The 16,452-nt window shown below is 33.8% G+C and carries 17 protein-coding genes; 3 read left to right on the top strand and 14 right to left on the bottom strand.

Going from position 1 to position 16,452, the window contains the following annotated elements; translation table 11 throughout:
- Window positions 1–54: 54 nt before the first annotated feature.
- The 13 genes from BM289_RS05390 to BM289_RS05330 form a co-directional block, all read right to left on the bottom strand.
- The gene (locus tag BM289_RS05390) at window positions 55–333 is read right to left on the bottom strand and encodes a DUF2805 domain-containing protein (RefSeq protein WP_091491459.1); all 279 of its coding nucleotides are present in this window, start codon (window positions 331–333) and stop codon (window positions 55–57) included.
- Between the two features lie 120 nt (window positions 334–453).
- Window positions 454–1,281 (bottom strand): sterol desaturase family protein, encoded by an 828-nt coding sequence (locus BM289_RS05385; protein ID WP_091491457.1) that lies wholly within the window; start codon window positions 1,279–1,281, stop codon window positions 454–456.
- Between the two features lie 179 nt (window positions 1,282–1,460).
- Window positions 1,461–2,168: an aquaporin Z gene (aqpZ, locus tag BM289_RS05380; protein ID WP_091491456.1), complete on the bottom strand. Its 708-nt coding sequence runs from the start codon at window positions 2,166–2,168 to the stop codon at window positions 1,461–1,463.
- 28 nt (window positions 2,169–2,196) lie between these two features.
- A complete protein-coding gene (locus BM289_RS05375; RefSeq protein WP_091491454.1) occupies window positions 2,197–2,553 on the bottom strand; it encodes a DoxX family protein in 357 nt (118 codons plus the stop codon).
- Window positions 2,554–2,640: 87 nt separating this feature from the next.
- Window positions 2,641–3,540, bottom strand: coding sequence for an EamA family transporter (locus BM289_RS05370; protein ID WP_091491453.1), 900 nt, complete (start codon window positions 3,538–3,540; stop codon window positions 2,641–2,643).
- A 212-nt stretch (window positions 3,541–3,752) separates the two neighbouring features.
- Complete coding sequence (locus BM289_RS05365; RefSeq protein ID WP_091491451.1) at window positions 3,753–4,883, bottom strand: peptidylprolyl isomerase; 1,131 nt, start codon at window positions 4,881–4,883, stop codon at window positions 3,753–3,755.
- Window positions 4,884–4,919: 36 nt separating this feature from the next.
- Window positions 4,920–5,999: a peptidylprolyl isomerase gene (locus BM289_RS05360; protein ID WP_091491450.1), complete on the bottom strand. Its 1,080-nt coding sequence runs from the start codon at window positions 5,997–5,999 to the stop codon at window positions 4,920–4,922.
- Between the two features lie 15 nt (window positions 6,000–6,014).
- Window positions 6,015–6,671, bottom strand: a complete 657-nt coding sequence (gldI, locus tag BM289_RS05355) for a gliding motility-associated peptidyl-prolyl isomerase GldI (protein ID WP_091491448.1) — start codon at window positions 6,669–6,671, stop codon at window positions 6,015–6,017.
- Window positions 6,672–6,678: 7 nt separating this feature from the next.
- Window positions 6,679–7,686 (bottom strand): DHH family phosphoesterase, encoded by a 1,008-nt coding sequence (locus BM289_RS05350; protein WP_091491446.1) that lies wholly within the window; start codon window positions 7,684–7,686, stop codon window positions 6,679–6,681.
- 185 nt (window positions 7,687–7,871) lie between these two features.
- Complete coding sequence (locus tag BM289_RS05345; RefSeq protein WP_091491445.1) at window positions 7,872–9,107, bottom strand: voltage-gated chloride channel family protein; 1,236 nt, start codon at window positions 9,105–9,107, stop codon at window positions 7,872–7,874.
- A 151-nt stretch (window positions 9,108–9,258) separates the two neighbouring features.
- Window positions 9,259–9,642, bottom strand: coding sequence for a RidA family protein (locus tag BM289_RS05340; protein WP_091491443.1), 384 nt, complete (start codon window positions 9,640–9,642; stop codon window positions 9,259–9,261).
- A 145-nt stretch (window positions 9,643–9,787) separates the two neighbouring features.
- Window positions 9,788–10,093 (bottom strand): chaperone modulator CbpM, encoded by a 306-nt coding sequence (locus BM289_RS05335; RefSeq protein ID WP_091491442.1) that lies wholly within the window; start codon window positions 10,091–10,093, stop codon window positions 9,788–9,790.
- Window positions 10,090–11,010, bottom strand: coding sequence for a DnaJ C-terminal domain-containing protein (locus tag BM289_RS05330; protein WP_091491440.1), 921 nt, complete (start codon window positions 11,008–11,010; stop codon window positions 10,090–10,092). Before BM289_RS05330 ends, BM289_RS05335 begins: the two co-directional genes overlap by 4 nt.
- 275 nt (window positions 11,011–11,285) lie before the next feature.
- On the opposite strand from BM289_RS05330, the gene BM289_RS05325 reads away from it, so the two are divergent.
- Window positions 11,286–11,999 (top strand): hypothetical protein, encoded by a 714-nt coding sequence (locus BM289_RS05325; protein WP_091491439.1) that lies wholly within the window; start codon window positions 11,286–11,288, stop codon window positions 11,997–11,999.
- Between the two features lie 103 nt (window positions 12,000–12,102).
- Here BM289_RS05325 and BM289_RS05320 read toward each other — a convergent pair whose 3' ends face one another.
- Entirely contained in the window at window positions 12,103–12,630 is a 528-nt protein-coding gene (locus BM289_RS05320; protein WP_091491437.1) for a hypothetical protein, read from the bottom strand.
- A 221-nt stretch (window positions 12,631–12,851) separates the two neighbouring features.
- Here BM289_RS05320 and guaA point away from each other — a divergent pair, with 221 nt between their 5' ends.
- Window positions 12,852–14,381: a glutamine-hydrolyzing GMP synthase gene (gene guaA, locus BM289_RS05315; protein ID WP_008462460.1), complete on the top strand. Its 1,530-nt coding sequence runs from the start codon at window positions 12,852–12,854 to the stop codon at window positions 14,379–14,381.
- 63 nt (window positions 14,382–14,444) lie between these two features.
- Window positions 14,445–16,358 carry a lytic transglycosylase gene (locus tag BM289_RS05310; protein ID WP_091491436.1) on the top strand — a complete coding sequence of 638 codons (1,914 nt, stop codon included), beginning with the start codon at window positions 14,445–14,447 and terminating at the stop codon, window positions 16,356–16,358.
- Window positions 16,359–16,452 lie beyond the last annotated feature (94 nt).

Raw genomic sequence — 16,452 nt, 5'->3', positions numbered from 1 at the left:
TTACATTAAATTTAAAAAATAAAAAAAGCTCCTGAAAAACAGGAGCTTTACATCTTAGTCGAATTTATTTTTTATATAATACTTTCCATCCAAATCTTCATCAAAATCATCTATTTTTATTGGTTTTGGTTTTGGTTTGTTTGCAATTGCCTTCTTTTTCCACATCTCAAATTTTTCAAGAGGCATTTTCTTCTTCATGATTTCCAAGACTTCTTTTTCGGCTAATCCAAATTCTTTTTTTATAATTTCAAATGGATTTCTTTCTTCTAAAGCTAACGAAACAAGTTTTTCAGTTTGTTCCGGAGTCAATTCTTTGCGGCTACTCTTTTTCATCTCGTGAAAATTAATTCAAAATAGGGTGTTAATTATTAATAGATTGATTTTCAATTTCTGTATCAATATTAAAAAAAAAAATAATATGTTGGTTCAGTAAAGTCTATTTTTTTTACTGATTTAACTGTTTTTGAAAGATCTTGATTTTTGAAATGGTATTTTTAGCAGATTCTTTAATTCGTTGTTTTCCTCAGGCTTCATATGAGTATCTACGCCATAAACAAGTTGTTCTTTGGGTAATGATGTAAAAGTTCCAAAGAGCCTGTCCCAAATAGAGAAAATATTTCCATAATTACTGTCTGTATAAGGCACAACGTAATGATGATGTACCTTATGCATATTGGGCGATACAATGAAATAACTCAGGAACGTATCTAATTTTTCGGGAAGCGAAATATTAGCATGATTAAACTGTGAAGCCACTACAGATAATGATTGATATAGAAAAACCATCCACATTGGTGCGCCAACGATTAAAACCCCTAAAGTGGTAAATACAAATCGGATCACGCTTTCCCCGGGATGATGTCTGTTTGCGGTTGTAGTGTCAATCCAAGTATCGGTATGATGTACTAAATGAAACTGCCACAAATATTTGAATTTATGTTCTACATAATGTGCCAGATAAGCGCCAATTAAATCAAGAAGTAATAAACCTAATATGGTGTAAAGCCATATTGGTATTGGAGAAATCCATTGTAAAAGGCCAAAATGGTTTTCGATTGTCCAATTGGCTGTTCTGATTAGAATAAAGGCTAAAATGAAATTGACCACAATCGTAGTGAAAGTAAAAAAGAAGTTTATTCCAGCATGCGGCCATTTTTTGTACTGCATTCTAAACAATGGAAAAGCGTTTTCAATCAGCCAGAAAATGGTAATACCGCCAACAAGAATCAAGCTTCTATGCATAGACGGAATTGTACTGAAATAATCAATAATATCATTCATAATACAATAGTGTTTTTATTCAAAAATAAATATTTTGATGACACTATATCGATATCGTTGAGGATTTTTTATAGAAAAGTTTGTTGTACTAGAGATGCTCAATTTCAAAAAACAAATAAGGCATAGTAGATTTGCTATGCCTTATTTAATACTGTTATTTAGGTGAGAGTATTTTTTAGTTATGCTTCTGCATGATTCTGTAATAACGTTTTATAAATAAAACCAGCTACTACCGCACCAAGAATAGGGGCGACCCAAAACAGCCAGACTTGTGATAATGGTTCTCCGCCAACAAAAATAGCTTGAGATAAAGATCTAGCTGGATTTACAGAAGTATTAGTAATTGGAATGCTAATTAAGTGAATTAACGTTAAGGCTGAACCAATGGCGATTCCTGCAAATCTCCCATTGGCAAATTTATCAGTGGCACCAAGAATGACAATAAGAAAAAATAAAGTAAGGACAAACTCAGCAATGAAAGCCGCTTGTAAAGAATAACCATCAGGAGAGAAGGCCCCAAAACCATTCGATGCAAAAGCTCCTGCTTTAGTATTATCAATTACAAAACCAGCTTTTCCAGAGGCTATTGTATATAAAGTTCCTGCGGCTGCAGCGGCTCCAATACATTGAGCGATGATATAGGGAATAAGATCTTTGGCTGAAAATCGGCCTCCTGCCCATAAACCAAAAGAAACTGCAGGATTAAAGTGACCACCTGAAATATGCCCAACAGCATAAGCCATTGTAAGTACAGTTAAACCAAATGCTAATGCAACACCAGCAAATCCAATTCCTAAATCTGGAATGCCAGCTGCAAAAATGGCACTTCCGCAACCACCAAAAACGAGCCAATAAGTTCCAAAAAACTCTGCAAATAATTTTTTCATAATAAAATAATTTAATGGTTAATGAATGTTAGTAAATATATTGGTATGCCCAATAAATCAAAACCAATTGTAAGGGCAAACGTACAAATAAAATCCATATTGGTAAACCAAAACCTGCTTTTTTATTTTGAAACATGTATACATTTGCAGGAAATACAGCTATTAATAAGGCTATAATTCCCCAAGCAGCAAAACTTTTCGTAAAAGGCAGGGTGAGGAGTATGCCTAAAATTATTTCGGCAGCACCACTTAAAATATTTATTAATTTGGGGTTCTTAAATGCGGGCGGAATGATTTTTATATACATTCCAGGTTTTCTAAAATGATTGATTCCTGCCAATATATAAAGCATAGCCATTAAATATAAATGCCAGGGTAAAATCATGATATATAATTGTTTATCACGAAATTATAAAAAAATTAACAATTATTGCATTACAGGAAAGCTTTTTTTGAGAATGTAAATTTAAGGTTACTTTTTTCGTTTAAAATTGACGTTCATTATAATTATGGCAAGTATAATTAACACAATTCCAATCCATTGAGAGAAGACTACTTTTTCATTCAAAAGTACAAATGCCATCATAACAGAAACGGGCAATTCTAAAGCAGAAACAATACTTCCTAATCCGATACCAGTTAAAGGAAACCCCAGATTCATTAGCATTGGCGGAATGATAGTACCAAATAAGGACAATACAATTCCCCATTTAATGAAAATCTCAAGATTAAAGGTTGTTTCCTGAGTGGCTAAAGCAAATGAAAATACAATAATTGAACCTCCTAAAAGCATATAAAGACTCCTCTGTGCCGATGAAATTTCGGTTGCGACACGATTGGCAGTAAACATAGTGGTAGTAAAAGAAGCAGCAGCTAAAATTCCCCAAACCAGACCGCGCCAATCTAATGAAATCTCATTTTTCATAATATTGGTGGCTAAAACGGTTCCGAAAAGCACAATGAAAACAGCAATTACCTTTTGTTTAGAAGGCAGTTTTTTTTCTAATATCATTTCCAACAAAACACCCATCCAAACGGTCTGCATTAATAAAACGATTCCAATCGAAACAGGAATATATTTTACAGCGAGATAGTAAAACAAGCTTGTCATTCCTAATGAAGTTCCGGCAAGCATTAAACTGAAAATGTTTTTTGGAGTTGCTTTTACGGTTTGATTTTTGTTTTTTATTCTCTGAAAAAGATTGATTAAGAGTATGCCAGTAATTCCATAAATAAATTGTGAGGTCGTTACTTCTGCGGTTGTATATCCTTCAGAATAGGCCATTTTTACAAAAGTTGCCAGCATTCCATATGTTGTAGCACCTAATGCAACGAAAAATACACCTTTTAATATGTTATTTTGTGACGTCATGATTTATTTGATTTGAAAAATTAAGCCGGCAAAGGTAAACCATTTTGTTCAGGATTTTATCGTACTATGTTGAGAATATTAATTTATTAGTAATAAAATCGAATTTAAAAGCTTTGAATTATGAATTCTCTAAAATATAAAAGCCACCAAATTTATTTTTTGATGGCTTTTGTATTTTTTACAAAGAATTAGAATTTATCTTTTCTAAGTTATTAAGGCTGATTTTGATACGTTTCAATTTCGAAAATCAAAGTAGCATTTGGTGGAATAACGCCTCCAGCGCCTTTTTCTCCGTAAGCTAAATTAGAAGGAAGGAAGAAAATAGCTTTTTCACCGTCTGTCATCATATCTAACGCTTCGATAAAACCTGGAATCATACCGTCTTTTTTACCAACTGTAAAAGGAAATGCTTTATAACCACCCGCATTGTCTCTGTTGGCATCGTATTTTCCGTATGCTTTTGCTACTCCAGCCATGCTGCTGTCGAACAAATTACCATCTTCAAAATATCCTGCATAGTGGAAATAAATTGTAGAACCTTCTGCACCTTTGACACCAGTTCCTTTTTGTGTGATTACATATTTTAAGCCAGAAGCAGTAGTAGTCGCTTTTGCTTTTGTAGCCGTAAAATAGGCCACTTTTGCCGCTACAACTTTTTTCGCTTCTTCTTTCTTTAATTCTCCTTGTTTCATTTCATCACTAAAAACTTTTACCGCGTCGAATTTTTTTGCTGCAACGCCTTTGCGAGTAATGGTAATTTTAGTCATAATATCGTCCTGAACAATTTTATTTACATTGTCCATTCCAGAAACTACATGTCCAAAAATAGTATGTTTCCCATTTAACCAAGGAGTGTCTTTATGAGTAATAAAAAACTGGCTTCCGTTTGTTGCAGGACCAGAATTAGCCATAGCTAAAACACCACCTTTTTCAAATTTCAACTCTTCCACAAATTCATCTTTAAATGAATATCCAGGATCTCCAGCTCCAGTTCCTTGTGGATCTCCACCTTGAATCATGAAATCGTTGATTACTCTATGGAATTTTAAACCATCAAAAAATGGTTTCCCTTTTAAACGTTCTACTTTTACATAAGGGTTTTTTCCTTCTGCTAAAGTGATAAAGTTAGCCACTGTTACAGGTGCTTTTGTGTATTCTAATGAAACCACAATATCTCCTTTTGAAGTAGAAATGGTTGCAAAGATTCCGTCTCCAGGGTTTGAAGCAGGTTTTGCTGTTGCAGTCGTTTTTGTTTTAACTGCAGGTTTTGCAGTGGGCTTTTTTGTTTGTGCCTGAATATTTACTACTGCTAAGCAGAATAAAAATAAGAATTTAAGCTTCATTACTTTTTAGATTTAAGTATATGATTATTAACTTTTTTATGGTTTCTCCAACAATTGAACTTCGAAAATAATATTTGCATTTGGTGGAATTACTCCTCCTCCAGCACCAGTTTCTCCATAAGCTAAATGGCTTGGAATAAAAAGAATTGCTTTATCGCCAATAGAAAGTTGCTCAAGACCTTCGATAAATCCAGGAATTAAACCCGTTTTGCTTCCAGCTGTAAACGGAATTGCACTATATGCTTTTGCTTCTGCTCTTGCGGCATCAAATTTGCCAAATTGTTTTGCAATATCTTGAATGCTAGTGTCAAATAAAGTTCCGTCTTCAAGAAAGCCTGCATAAGCTACATATACTTGCTTTCCAGTGGCAGGTTTTGTACCAGAACCTTTTTCTGTAATTACATACTCTAAACCGCTTGCTGTTTTAGTTGCTTTTGCTTTAGCAGTAGCATAATAAGCTGCTTTTTCTTTTTGAACCGCTGCGTATTTGCTTTGTTCTTTAGCAATGTCAACGAAGTAATCATGAAATACTTTTACAGCATCGAATTTTTTTGCAGCTTCTCCATTTCTAATAATAGTTACAGCAACAATATTGTCGCCTTGAACTACTTTGTTTACTACCTCTTGTGTTTTCTGATCTACTACATGACCAAAAATAGTGTGTTTGTTGTCTAGCCAAGGAGTTTCAACATGTGTAATGAAAAACTGGCTGCTGTTTGTTCCAGGGCCATTGTTTGCCATTGCCAAAACACCAGCTTTGTCAAATTTTAGATCTGAAAATTCATCTTTAAATTTATAACCTGTATCTCCAGAACCAGTTCCTAATGGATCACCAGTTTGAATCATGAAATTTTCAATAACTCTATGGAATTTTAAACCATCAAAAAACGGTTTCTTTTTTAGGTTTTCGTGTGTTACGAATTCATTTTTACCTTCAGCTAGAGTTACAAAGTTGGCTACGGTAATTGGAGCTTTTTTATAATCTAATTCTACAATGATATGACCTTTGTTTGTTTCGATATCGGCATATAAACCATCAGGTAAATTGCTATGGTCGTCTTTACAAGAATAAAATGAGCTAACGGCTATTAGTAATAATAAAATACTCTTTTTCATTTTAAGATATTGTTTTTATTGAGTTAATGTGTCTTTTTTTGCTTGAGTCGCAGGTTTTGGCGCTGCAGGTTTTGGCGCAGCTGTTTTTGTTGTTTGAGTTCCTCCAGTAGCTGTTTGCGCCGCTGGATCTGGTACAAAATTTCTAAGCGTAACCGTAACAATTAAGGATTCGTTTGGACCAATTTTTTTATTGTCCCCGTGATAGCCGTAAGCGCTGTGAGATGGAAATAAAAAGGTTACCGTCTCGTTTTTATGCATTCTTTTGATTCCGTCGCGTAATCCCATCATGATGTCTTGTTTGTCAACATAATAAGTTTGCGGACCAAGATCTGAATCAGAATAAATGATATTGCCTTTTATATCTTTTACTTCCATATTAAAGTAAGCAATATCACCTTTTCTTGGTGCTGCCGTTTCCGTTTCGTTTCTTTCTTCGTAATTAAACCAATATCCTTTTGGAGTGGCATAGTATTTTACTTTTGGATTGCTTTTGATGATTTTTTTAATGACATCTTCTTCACTGGCTACTAGTTTTTTATTGCGGTCAGCAGATTTTTTCATGAATGCTCCCGAAGCTCTTGAAATAGGTCTTCTGGCTTCCTCAGGATGCTTACAGCTAATGAGCAGAACAGCAAATAATAAGCTGTAAATAGTAAGTTTTAGGTTGTTCATGATAGGGCTATAATTTTAGTTTTGTTACTAAATCTTCAAATTTCTTAACTGTCTCTTCCATCGAAATTTCAGATCTTCCGCCTGCCGCGTTGCTGTGGCCTCCGCCGTTAAAATGGTCTCTCGCAAACTGATTTACATCAAAACCTCCTTGTGAACGGAACGAAATCTTGATGATTCCTTCGTCTTTATTTTCGATAAAAATAGCAGTAAAAACAATATCTTTTATACTTAAACCATAATTAACAATTCCTTCAGTATCTCCTTTTACATAATTAAAAGAATCCAGTTCTTCCTGTGTAAGGGTTGTATAAGAAGTTTTATGCTCTTCAAAAATCTTCATGTTCTGCAAAGCACGGCCTAATAATTGTAATCTGCTGAAAGAACTATTGTCGAATAATAATACTGGAATCTGAGTATTTTCAACTCCAAGATCAATTAGTTCAGCTATAATTCGATGTGTATTTCCTGTTGTTCCCGGGAAACGGAATGAGCCCGAATCAGTTAGGATTCCAGTGTAAATACAAGTTGCGATTGTTTTATCTATATCTTCTTTTTTATCTAAGAAATTGATAAAGTTGTAAACCATCTCGCAAGTTGATCCAAATGAGGTGTCAGAATAGGTATAAGCAGCATAATCATCAGGTTTTTGATGATGATCTATCATTATAAACGGGGCTGTAAGCTTTTTTAGTATGTGCTCCATCATTTCGCCCGTACGATGAAATGCATTAAAATCAAGAGTGAAAATTAATTCTGCTTCTTCCAAAATCTTGGTACAGTTTTCAGTGTCTCTTTCAAATATTTTAACCGTTTCAGATCCTGGAAGCCAAGCTAAAAAGTTAGGGAAATCATTCGGTGCAATAACAGTTGCCTGATGATTATTTTTTATTAAAAAATGGTATAATCCTAATGTAGAGCCCATTGCATCGCCATCAGGTCCTCTATGCGGAATGATAACAATTTTCTTAGGGGTTGCGAGTAATGACTGAATCGCTTGAATATCTTGTATTTTCATAGTGTGCGAATTTACATTTTTTTAATGTAATGCTGAAAATATTTTTAGTATTCGGTTGCAGTGGTTAGTCTCAGTAACAGTTTTCAGTCTCAGTCCCTTCGTCTTCTTGTTTTTGTTTCAGTTTTCGACATATTATTTGCGAAAGTATAGACTGTGACCGAAAACTGCGACTGGGACTAAATATTTTAAAGAAATCGTTGATACAACTTATACTTCGCTCCTTTTACAATCTGCGATTTATAAATTCCGACAGAGCCAGAAGAAAAATAAGCAATTGTACAGCCAATGGCAATAAATAATCCCGGAGCAATTCCAAATAATTCCATTCCCATAATAGTGCAGGCAATAGGAGTGTGGGTTGCGCCAGAGAAAACAGCAACAAATCCGATTCCGGCTAAAAGAGCAATTGGCATCGGAATTACAAGTGATAAAGCGCTTCCTAAAGTAGCTCCGACAAAAAACAATGGAGTTACTTCTCCGCCTTTAAAACCAGCTCCTAAAGTAAATCCGGTAAATAAGATTTTTAATAGAAAATCATACCATTCGTTTGGATTTGAAAAAGAATCAACAATCACAGGAACTCCTAATCCTGAAAATTTTGTGAATCCAAGACCGGCAATAACTATGGCTAAAATGATCCCTCCAATTACAGGGCGAAGCGGTGGATATTTTATATTTTTTGAGAAAAGAGAACCCCAGAAATGAGTGCTTCTTGAGAATAATAAAGCAGCAAATCCAGATAAAATTCCAACAATAAGTGTAAAAAGAATATTGTTTAAATTAAGTTCAGGAATTTTTGGAATGCTGTAATGTGTATGTTTTATTTGCCAAAATTCTACAGTAAAATAAGCAACATAAGCAACTAGAAAAGAAAGTAAAATACTTTTAAAATTGATTTTACTGAAATATAAAACTTCCAGAGCAAAAATAGCACCAGCCAAAGGCGTTCCAAATACAGATGCAAAACCCGCGCTTATTCCGAGAATGATTAAAATTCTACGTTCTGAATTATCAAGGTTGAAAAACTTGGTAAATTGGTCAGCAATTGCACCGCCCATTTGTACTGCTGTACCCTCTCGTCCTGCAGATCCTCCAAATAAATGCGTAAGTAAAGTTCCTAAAAGAACTAAAGGAGCCATTTTGAACGGAATAACTTTCTTAGGTTTTTCGTATTCTTCGAGTAAAAGATTGTTTCCTTTTGCAACAGATTCTCCCCAATAGAAATAACTCAATCCGACCAAAAATCCGCCGAAAGGCAAAAGCCAGATGATCCAGTCGTGATGAATTCTAAACTGAGTTATCCATTCTAAAGAAACAAGAAAAAAAGCAGAAGCAGAACCTGAAAATATACCAACTAAAGCACAGATAAGAATCCATTTAGGAAGCGAAAGCAGGAATTGTTTAGGATTTAAGGAAGTCATTAACGAATTCTAAAAAGTTTGCCACGAATTTCACGAATTTTCACGAATTAAAATAGAAAAAAACGATTTAATCTAGTTGTCGCCATACTTTTTCGAAATGGCGAATAGAAATAATTAGTGTAAATTCGTGGAATTTGTGGCAAAAAAAATATTACTGGACAACAGCAGTAAATTCGATTTCCACCAAATATTCTGGAGCAACCAATTTACTGATTCCGTAAAATCCTGTAGTTGGTTTTACATCTTTAAAGAAAGCAGAATGTGCTCTGGCCACTTCTTCAAAAGTAGAAACGTCTGTTGTGAAAATTCTTGTTCTGATAACATCCTTCATACCTACATTTAAATCTTCTAAAACTTTTTCTACTCGTTCCAAAATATTATACGTTTGAGCATAAGCGTCATCAGCTTTTACTTTTTCGCCGTCAACAATGGCTACAGTTCCAGAAACTTCAACAATATTGCCAATTCTTACGGCACGGCAATATCCCATTTTGTCTTCCCACGGAGATCCAGTTAAGATGTTTTCTCTTTTCATTTTTTATAATTTTTACGAATTTGTCTGTACGGTTTTAAAAGCAAATTCAGGTTAATTAAAGTTGCCGCAATTTAAGAATTATGGTTCTGTAAGCGATTAAAAAAAGCTTGAAATCAAGGCGGAAATCAAGCTTTTTTGTGATATTTTATTCGGTTTCCTTTTCTTCGTAGAGACGAAGTTTATTTTGTACTGTATTTAAATTTTGCTGCAAGGTTTGAATCTTATTCAAAAGATTTGCAATAGCATCAATCCCTTCCAGATTTATTTTGAGATCATAGTGCATTCGTATCATTTTTTCTATTGTTGGAAGCTGTTCAGGCTCTAGATATTCGTCATTTTCTTCCGTTATAATATGAATGAGTCCGTAATTATGAAGTTCGGTTATAAAAGTGTTTTCAATTTCGTGGTAAATACAAAACTGTTTGATCTGGATTAAATTTTTATTTTTCATGACTTTCTTAGTTTTGCTAATTCTTCAAATAACTCTTTTTCTTTATCCGACAGTTTTGTTGGAATTTTTATAGTGTAAGTAATATACAAATCACCAAACTGATTTTCTTTTTTATAAACGGGAAAACCTTTTCCTTTCAGTTTTACTTTGGTTCCCGGCTGAGTTTCTGCAGGCACTTTTATTTTTACTTTTCCGTCAAAAGTGTTAATGTAAGTCTCACCGCCTAAAACTGCCGTGTACAGATCTATTGGTGCTTCGGCATATAAATTATTTCCTTCTCGTTTAAAATCGGAATTATTAGAAATGATAAACGTGATGTACAAATCGCCGTTTGGCCCGCCATTTACACCAGGTCCTCCATGATTTGGAATTTTAATAATCTGTCCGTTTTCAACACCTGCAGGAATTGTAATTCGGATGTTTTTTCCGTTTACCGTTAAATTCTGTTTATGTGTTGTGTAAGCCGATTTAAGATCTAATTCCAGTTCGGCATTAAAATCCTGCCCTCTATATTTAGACTGCGATCTGCTTCTGCCTCCGCCATACATTGAATTGAAAAAATCTGAGAAATCGCTGCCTGAGAAATCACCGCCTCCAAAACCAGAAAAATCGCCTTCAGAATATTGATAGCCTCCTTGCTGTCTGCTTTGCTGCTGATTAGGATCGTAGCCCGCTTTTTCAAATTCGTCAGCATGTTTCCAATCTTTTCCGTATTTATCGTATTTTTTTCGATTTTCAGGATTGCTTAAAACTTCGTTGGCTTCATTAATTTCCTTGAATTTTTTTTCGGCTTCTTTATCATTCGGATTCAAATCGGGATGATATTTTCGAGCCAGTTTTCGATATGCTTTTTTGATGTCTGCTTCTGTTGCAGATTTTGTAACATCCAATACTTTATAATAATCGATATAATCCATTTTTAGTATGATTTTAAATGGTAAAATTAAGTCTTGAAGTTAAGAATAATCTGTTAATTTTCAAAATCTTATTCATCACGTTTTGGGATTTGGAATTTTTAATTTGGAATTTGTTTTTCGTAGAAAAACTATATTTTGGCAGGTTTTTTGATTCCAAAAAATAGCTTAATTTAATGTTATAAAAGTCCTAAAGTTGCAGCACCTAACTAAATTGTTTTATTTTTGTGATGCTGGACTCTTAAATTATAAAGGCCGATTCGATAAAAACGTATTCAATGAAGCATATTTTATTTTTCATATTATTTTTTACTGCATTGTCAATGTCAGCTCAGGGTGAATTTAATTCTAAATTCAAAGCCATTCCGGCGCCTAAATTTAGTGCAAAACCTAAAAAGACTCCAATTCCGGAAGTAAAAGATCCACAAGCAGAATTAAATGATATTCCAGCAATTAAAACGCCAAATGTTTTTGAAAACACTACTATAACCCCAAAATCGAAATTCCAGATCGGAGAAGAAAAGAGCAAATTTACGATGTCTACAGAAACTGATTTTGCGAATCCAGGAGATCGTTATGTCGCGAAAATGGAAAAAGATTTGGATAAAGCTTTAAAAGATGCCGGTTTAAGAGAAGGTCGAGGTGTTTTAGTCAAGAAAAATATATCGCTGGGAGATTTTAAAACCAAGTCGGAATACTTTATTGTAAAGTTTCGTGATTTTGGTGCAATTGATGGAGATTTGGTAAAAGTATCTTGTAATGATTATGTAATCCGAGACAAAATTTTATTGGATTCGAATTTCCAGCAAGTAAAAATCAACCTTTCCCAAGGTTTTAATAAATTAGATTTTGAAGCTTTAAACATAGGTACGCTTGGAGGAAATACTGCAGAAATTCAAGTGTTTGATGATAAAGGATATATGGTGACAAGTGATTATTGGGATAATTTAGCCGCTGGATTTAAAGCGTCTATTGTGGTGACGAAAGAATAAGCGCTGTTAGCGCAAGTTACAAAGAGACAAAGGTTCAAAGGGACAAAGTTTTTACACTTTCGTTTACCTTTGAACCTTTGTCTCTTTGTAGCTTTGAACCTTTTTAGAAAGGATCCGCAGTAACTCTAAACTTCATATCTGCTTTTACCGTAACATCTTTTGTTAAAGTTTCTTTTAAGGTTACTTTAGTTCTTATTTTGTAACTGTCTGCCTTAATGTATTGATCTAGTTTTTGATCAGTACAAATCAAATCGATTGTGTTGCTAGATACGTTGATATTATCAGCATAAGCCAATTCGATTTCATCTGAATTTGATGTCGAAATATACAAATGAACCGATTTTAAAAACGTAAATGTTTTGTCAGAAGGATCTGTAATCGATAATTTCAAGGATTTGATTTTAACATCTTTTACCAAACTTGCTTTCGTTTTATTGTTTTCAAACTCAGCCGAAGAATTGGTTGTGACCTCTGGAGTGATTATTTCCGAAGGCAGATTAATTGGTGAAGTACTTTGAATTTTAATCGAAGTATTATTCGAAATAGTAAAAGTCAATAAATCATCAACTGTATTACAAGAGGATGAGAAAATCGACAGAAAAACAGTCAGGGCAATAAATTTTGATTTCATAGTTAAATTTAAATGGGTTTTTCGTTAGATACGAAATAATTTGGTTTTTGGATTTTTTCTTTTAATAAACTAAGTTTCTAAGGCGCTAAGATGCTAAGTTTTTTTTAGATTTTGAAATATAAAATCTCAGAATCTTAGATGCTTAGAAGCTTAGCATCTTTTGATTTAAAAAAAATCAAAAATCAATTTTTGAATTTCGAATATAAAAAGTACTTTTGCGCATGCAACACAACGTACTTATTTTAGATTTCGGATCGCAATATACTCAGCTTATTGCGCGTAGAGTTCGCGAATTAAATATATTCTGCGAAATTTTTCCTTACAATCACATTCCAAGTGATTTATCAAGTTATAAAGCCGTAATTTTAGGAGGAAGCCCTTTCTCTGTTAGAGGAGAAGATGCACCACATCCTGATTTATCACAAATTAGAGGTAAGATGCCTTTACTTGCTGTTTGTTACGGAGCACAATATTTAGCTCATTTCAGCGGTGGAGAAGTGGCAGCTTCAAATACTAGAGAATACGGTAGAGCAAACTTGTCTTATATTAAAGAAGGTGAAACTTTCTTTGAAGGAGTTTCAGAAAACAGCCAGGTTTGGATGAGCCATAGTGATAGCATCAAAGCGCTTCCAACAAATGCTGTAAAATTAGCAAGCACGCATGATGTAGAATATGCAGCTTACAAAATTGAAGGCGAAACTACTTATGCAATTCAATACCATCCAGAAGTTTACCATTCAACAGATGGAAAGAAAATGCTTGAAAACTTCTTAGTAAAAATTGCTGAAGTTCCTCAAAACTTTACTCCAAATGCTTTCGTTGACGAAATGGTGGCAGAATTGAAAGAAAAACTAGGAAACGATAAAGTGGTTCTTGGTTTGTCTGGAGGAGTAGATTCTACTGTAGCAGCCGTTTTATTAAACAAAGCAATCGGGCAAAATTTATATTGCATCTTCGTTAACAACGGACTTTTACGTAAAAACGAATTCGAAAATGTATTGAACCAATACAAAGGAATGGGGTTAAACGTAAAAGGAGTTGACGCTGGAGATCGTTTTCTGGGCGAATTAGCTGGAATCAGTGATCCTGAAACGAAACGTAAAACAATTGGTCGTGTATTTATCGAAGTTTTTGATGATGAATCACACTTACTGGAAGACGTAAAATGGTTGGCACAAGGAACTATTTACCCAGACGTAATTGAGTCTGTTTCGGTAAAAGGGCCATCTGCAACTATTAAATCACACCACAATGTTGGTGGATTGCCAGATTATATGAAATTAAAAATTGTAGAACCGCTTAGAATGCTTTTCAAAGATGAAGTAAGAAGAGTAGGAGCTACATTAGGAATAGATCCTGAATTATTAGGAAGACACCCTTTTCCAGGGCCAGGATTATCAATCAGAATTTTAGGAGATATTACTCCAGAGAAAGTGAGAATTTTACAAGATGTAGATTCTGTGTTTATCGAAGGATTAAAATCTTGGGGATTATACGACAAAGTTTGGCAGGCTGGAGCAATTTTGCTTCCTGTAAACTCTGTTGGTGTTATGGGCGATGAGCGTACTTACGAAAAAGTAGTAGCGCTTAGAGCGGTAGAATCAACAGATGGAATGACTGCTGACTGGGTTCATTTGCCTTACGATTTCTTGATGAAAGTGTCTAATGATATTATCAATAAAGTAAAAGGAGTGAATCGTGTAGTTTATGATATTAGTTCAAAACCACCTGCAACAATTGAGTGGGAATAGTAGCATAATTTAAAATTAAGGTCTTACATTTGTAAGGCCTTAATTTTTTATAACCTACTATTTATGAGAGAACTTTTAACAATTTCTCTTGTCTTTATTTTGTCTTTTAACAAAATAATTGCGCAAGATTCAATTATCGAGCACAAGATTCAAAAAGGTGAAACCGCTTATTTTATTGCCCAAAAGTATAAGGTTTCTATTGAGGAGATTTACAAACTCAACCCCGAATCGCAAAACGGAATAAAAGACAATCAGGTTTTAAAGATTCCAGTTCACAACTCTGAAAATACAACTTCAAAACAGCAAACTCATATTGTTGCACCAAAAGAGACATTGTTTGGTTTATCAAAACAATACCATGTTTCGGTTGAATCTATTCAGAATGCCAATCAGGAAATTTTAGCCAGCGGACTTCAAATTGGTCAAGAATTGATTATTCCTCAAAATTCAGATCATTCCTCAAAACAAGAAATTGCTGTTTCTTCAAAAACAACACATCAGGTTGTGGCTAAAGAATCTTTGTTTAGTATTGCAAGACAATACAATGTTTCAGTTCAGGATTTAGAAAATCTCAATAAAGATATTTTAATTAATGGATTACAGATTGGTCAGACGATTTCGATTCCAAACAAAAGAAAAACGTTAGACGGAAGAGTTCGTGTTATCAATCAGGAAACGATTTTTCATGTGGTTGAACCAAAGGAAACCAAGTTTTCGATTGCCAAGAAATACGGAATCTCAATCGATCAGTTAGAATCTCAAAATCCTGAAATTGTAAATGGATTAATTGTTGGAAACAAATTGGCTATTAATACGAAAGGAATTCAACCCACAAACGAAAGTGAAGAATTAATGTTGGCTTTGGCCGAAAAACAAGTTGTTGTCGAGAAAACAAAAGCCAAAACTGTTGAAATTGAAGATCTTAAAGATCGATTGGTTGTTCAGAAAGAAATGAATCAGAAAATCATAAAGATTAATGATTTGAAAGTAAATCTGAATGATATGAATGGTTCTAAAGAAAACTCGGTTGAAAAATTGCGTCTGGTTTTAGAAGCCAATAAAAATGTGCAGGATGTTTTAATGGCAAAATTAGATTCGCTTGTTACGACAATGAATGATGATTTGAAAGAATTGAAGCGAATGGATATTTTGAATGTTGAAGAATCAAAAAGATTAGAAAAACAATCTTCTGAAGGAATCAATAAAACCAATGAATTATCATCTCAGTTAAAGAAAGAATTAGCAGAAAATAGAAAAGTGTATGCTGGTTTGATGAATAAAGTAGAAAAAATTGCCGTTGAGGAAAATCAGGAGTATAAAAAGAAAATCCGCGAAAGCGAGAAAAAAGCCAATACAAAACCTTTGCAGCAGCGTTTGTCATTAGAAGAGATTAAACGCTATAAAGAAGATCAGCAAAAAGGAGACGAAAAAAATCAGCTTTTAATTGCTAAAATTGATTCTCTCGATAATCAGAAAAAAATTGAAGTAAAAAGGCATATTAGCAAAGCTTCGTATTATAGCATGGAAGCCCGAAAGTTTGATGATAAATTGGCTTTGGTGAAACTGAAAAAATATCAGGATGAAGCAGTCAAAAAACAGAAGAAGAATAACATTGCCGAAAATTCAAAAACAATTTCGTTGGAAGAAATGAAACAAGAATTGAAAGACAATCCGTTACGACCTGATAAAACAGTAAAAGTAGAAGTTTATGATAATCTTAGAGAAGTTTCGAACGGGTATTACTTAGTTTTGGGTATATTTACAGACGCAGTTGACCGAGATAAGCTTATTATGAAACTCATTGATTCTGGCGATTTTAATGCTAGTTTCTTTTTCAATATTAACAGCCTTTCGTACTATGTTTACAGCGATAAATTCGAAAACATGGAAGAAGTGCTTTATAAATGCAAGAAAAAAGAAGAAGATGAGTTATATAAAGAAATCATAATTGCCAAAGCAGAAATCGATTTGAGATGATTTTTGAATGAAATAACAAACGGCTCGAATTTTGCTTTTGGATAAATCTGTGAGATATTTTTAAATTAGAAATTAAATTGTTTTAAGCCATATT

The organism is Flavobacterium phragmitis (genome assembly GCF_900112575.1).
Taxonomy (GTDB): Bacteria; Bacteroidota; Bacteroidia; order Flavobacteriales; family Flavobacteriaceae; genus Flavobacterium; species Flavobacterium phragmitis.
The sequence above is the reverse complement of the archived record's forward strand: the minus strand, read 5'-3'. Positions and strand labels throughout refer to the sequence as shown.

Bases quoted from the DNA above. Each gene is read 5' to 3' on its own strand.
- BM289_RS05390 (WP_091491459.1), bottom strand. From the start codon at position 333: ATGAAAAAGAGTAGCCGCAAAGAATTGACTCCGGAACAAACTGAAAAA.
- BM289_RS05385 (WP_091491457.1), bottom strand. From the start codon at position 1,281: ATGAATGATATTATTGATTATTTCAGTACAATTCCGTCTATGCATAGA.
- aqpZ (WP_091491456.1), bottom strand. From the start codon at position 2,168: ATGAAAAAATTATTTGCAGAGTTTTTTGGAACTTATTGGCTCGTTTTT.
- BM289_RS05375 (WP_091491454.1), bottom strand. From the start codon at position 2,553: ATGATTTTACCCTGGCATTTATATTTAATGGCTATGCTTTATATATTG.
- BM289_RS05370 (WP_091491453.1), bottom strand. From the start codon at position 3,540: ATGACGTCACAAAATAACATATTAAAAGGTGTATTTTTCGTTGCATTA.
- BM289_RS05365 (WP_091491451.1), bottom strand. From the start codon at position 4,883: ATGAAGCTTAAATTCTTATTTTTATTCTGCTTAGCAGTAGTAAATATT.
- BM289_RS05360 (WP_091491450.1), bottom strand. From the start codon at position 5,999: ATGAAAAAGAGTATTTTATTATTACTAATAGCCGTTAGCTCATTTTAT.
- gldI (WP_091491448.1), bottom strand. From the start codon at position 6,671: ATGAACAACCTAAAACTTACTATTTACAGCTTATTATTTGCTGTTCTG.
- BM289_RS05350 (WP_091491446.1), bottom strand. From the start codon at position 7,686: ATGAAAATACAAGATATTCAAGCGATTCAGTCATTACTCGCAACCCCT.
- BM289_RS05345 (WP_091491445.1), bottom strand. From the start codon at position 9,107: ATGACTTCCTTAAATCCTAAACAATTCCTGCTTTCGCTTCCTAAATGG.
- BM289_RS05340 (WP_091491443.1), bottom strand. From the start codon at position 9,642: ATGAAAAGAGAAAACATCTTAACTGGATCTCCGTGGGAAGACAAAATG.
- BM289_RS05335 (WP_091491442.1), bottom strand. From the start codon at position 10,093: ATGAAAAATAAAAATTTAATCCAGATCAAACAGTTTTGTATTTACCAC.
- BM289_RS05330 (WP_091491440.1), bottom strand. From the start codon at position 11,010: ATGGATTATATCGATTATTATAAAGTATTGGATGTTACAAAATCTGCA.
- BM289_RS05325 (WP_091491439.1), top strand. From the start codon at position 11,286: ATGAAGCATATTTTATTTTTCATATTATTTTTTACTGCATTGTCAATG.
- BM289_RS05320 (WP_091491437.1), bottom strand. From the start codon at position 12,630: ATGAAATCAAAATTTATTGCCCTGACTGTTTTTCTGTCGATTTTCTCA.
- guaA (WP_008462460.1), top strand. From the start codon at position 12,852: ATGCAACACAACGTACTTATTTTAGATTTCGGATCGCAATATACTCAG.
- BM289_RS05310 (WP_091491436.1), top strand. From the start codon at position 14,445: ATGAGAGAACTTTTAACAATTTCTCTTGTCTTTATTTTGTCTTTTAAC.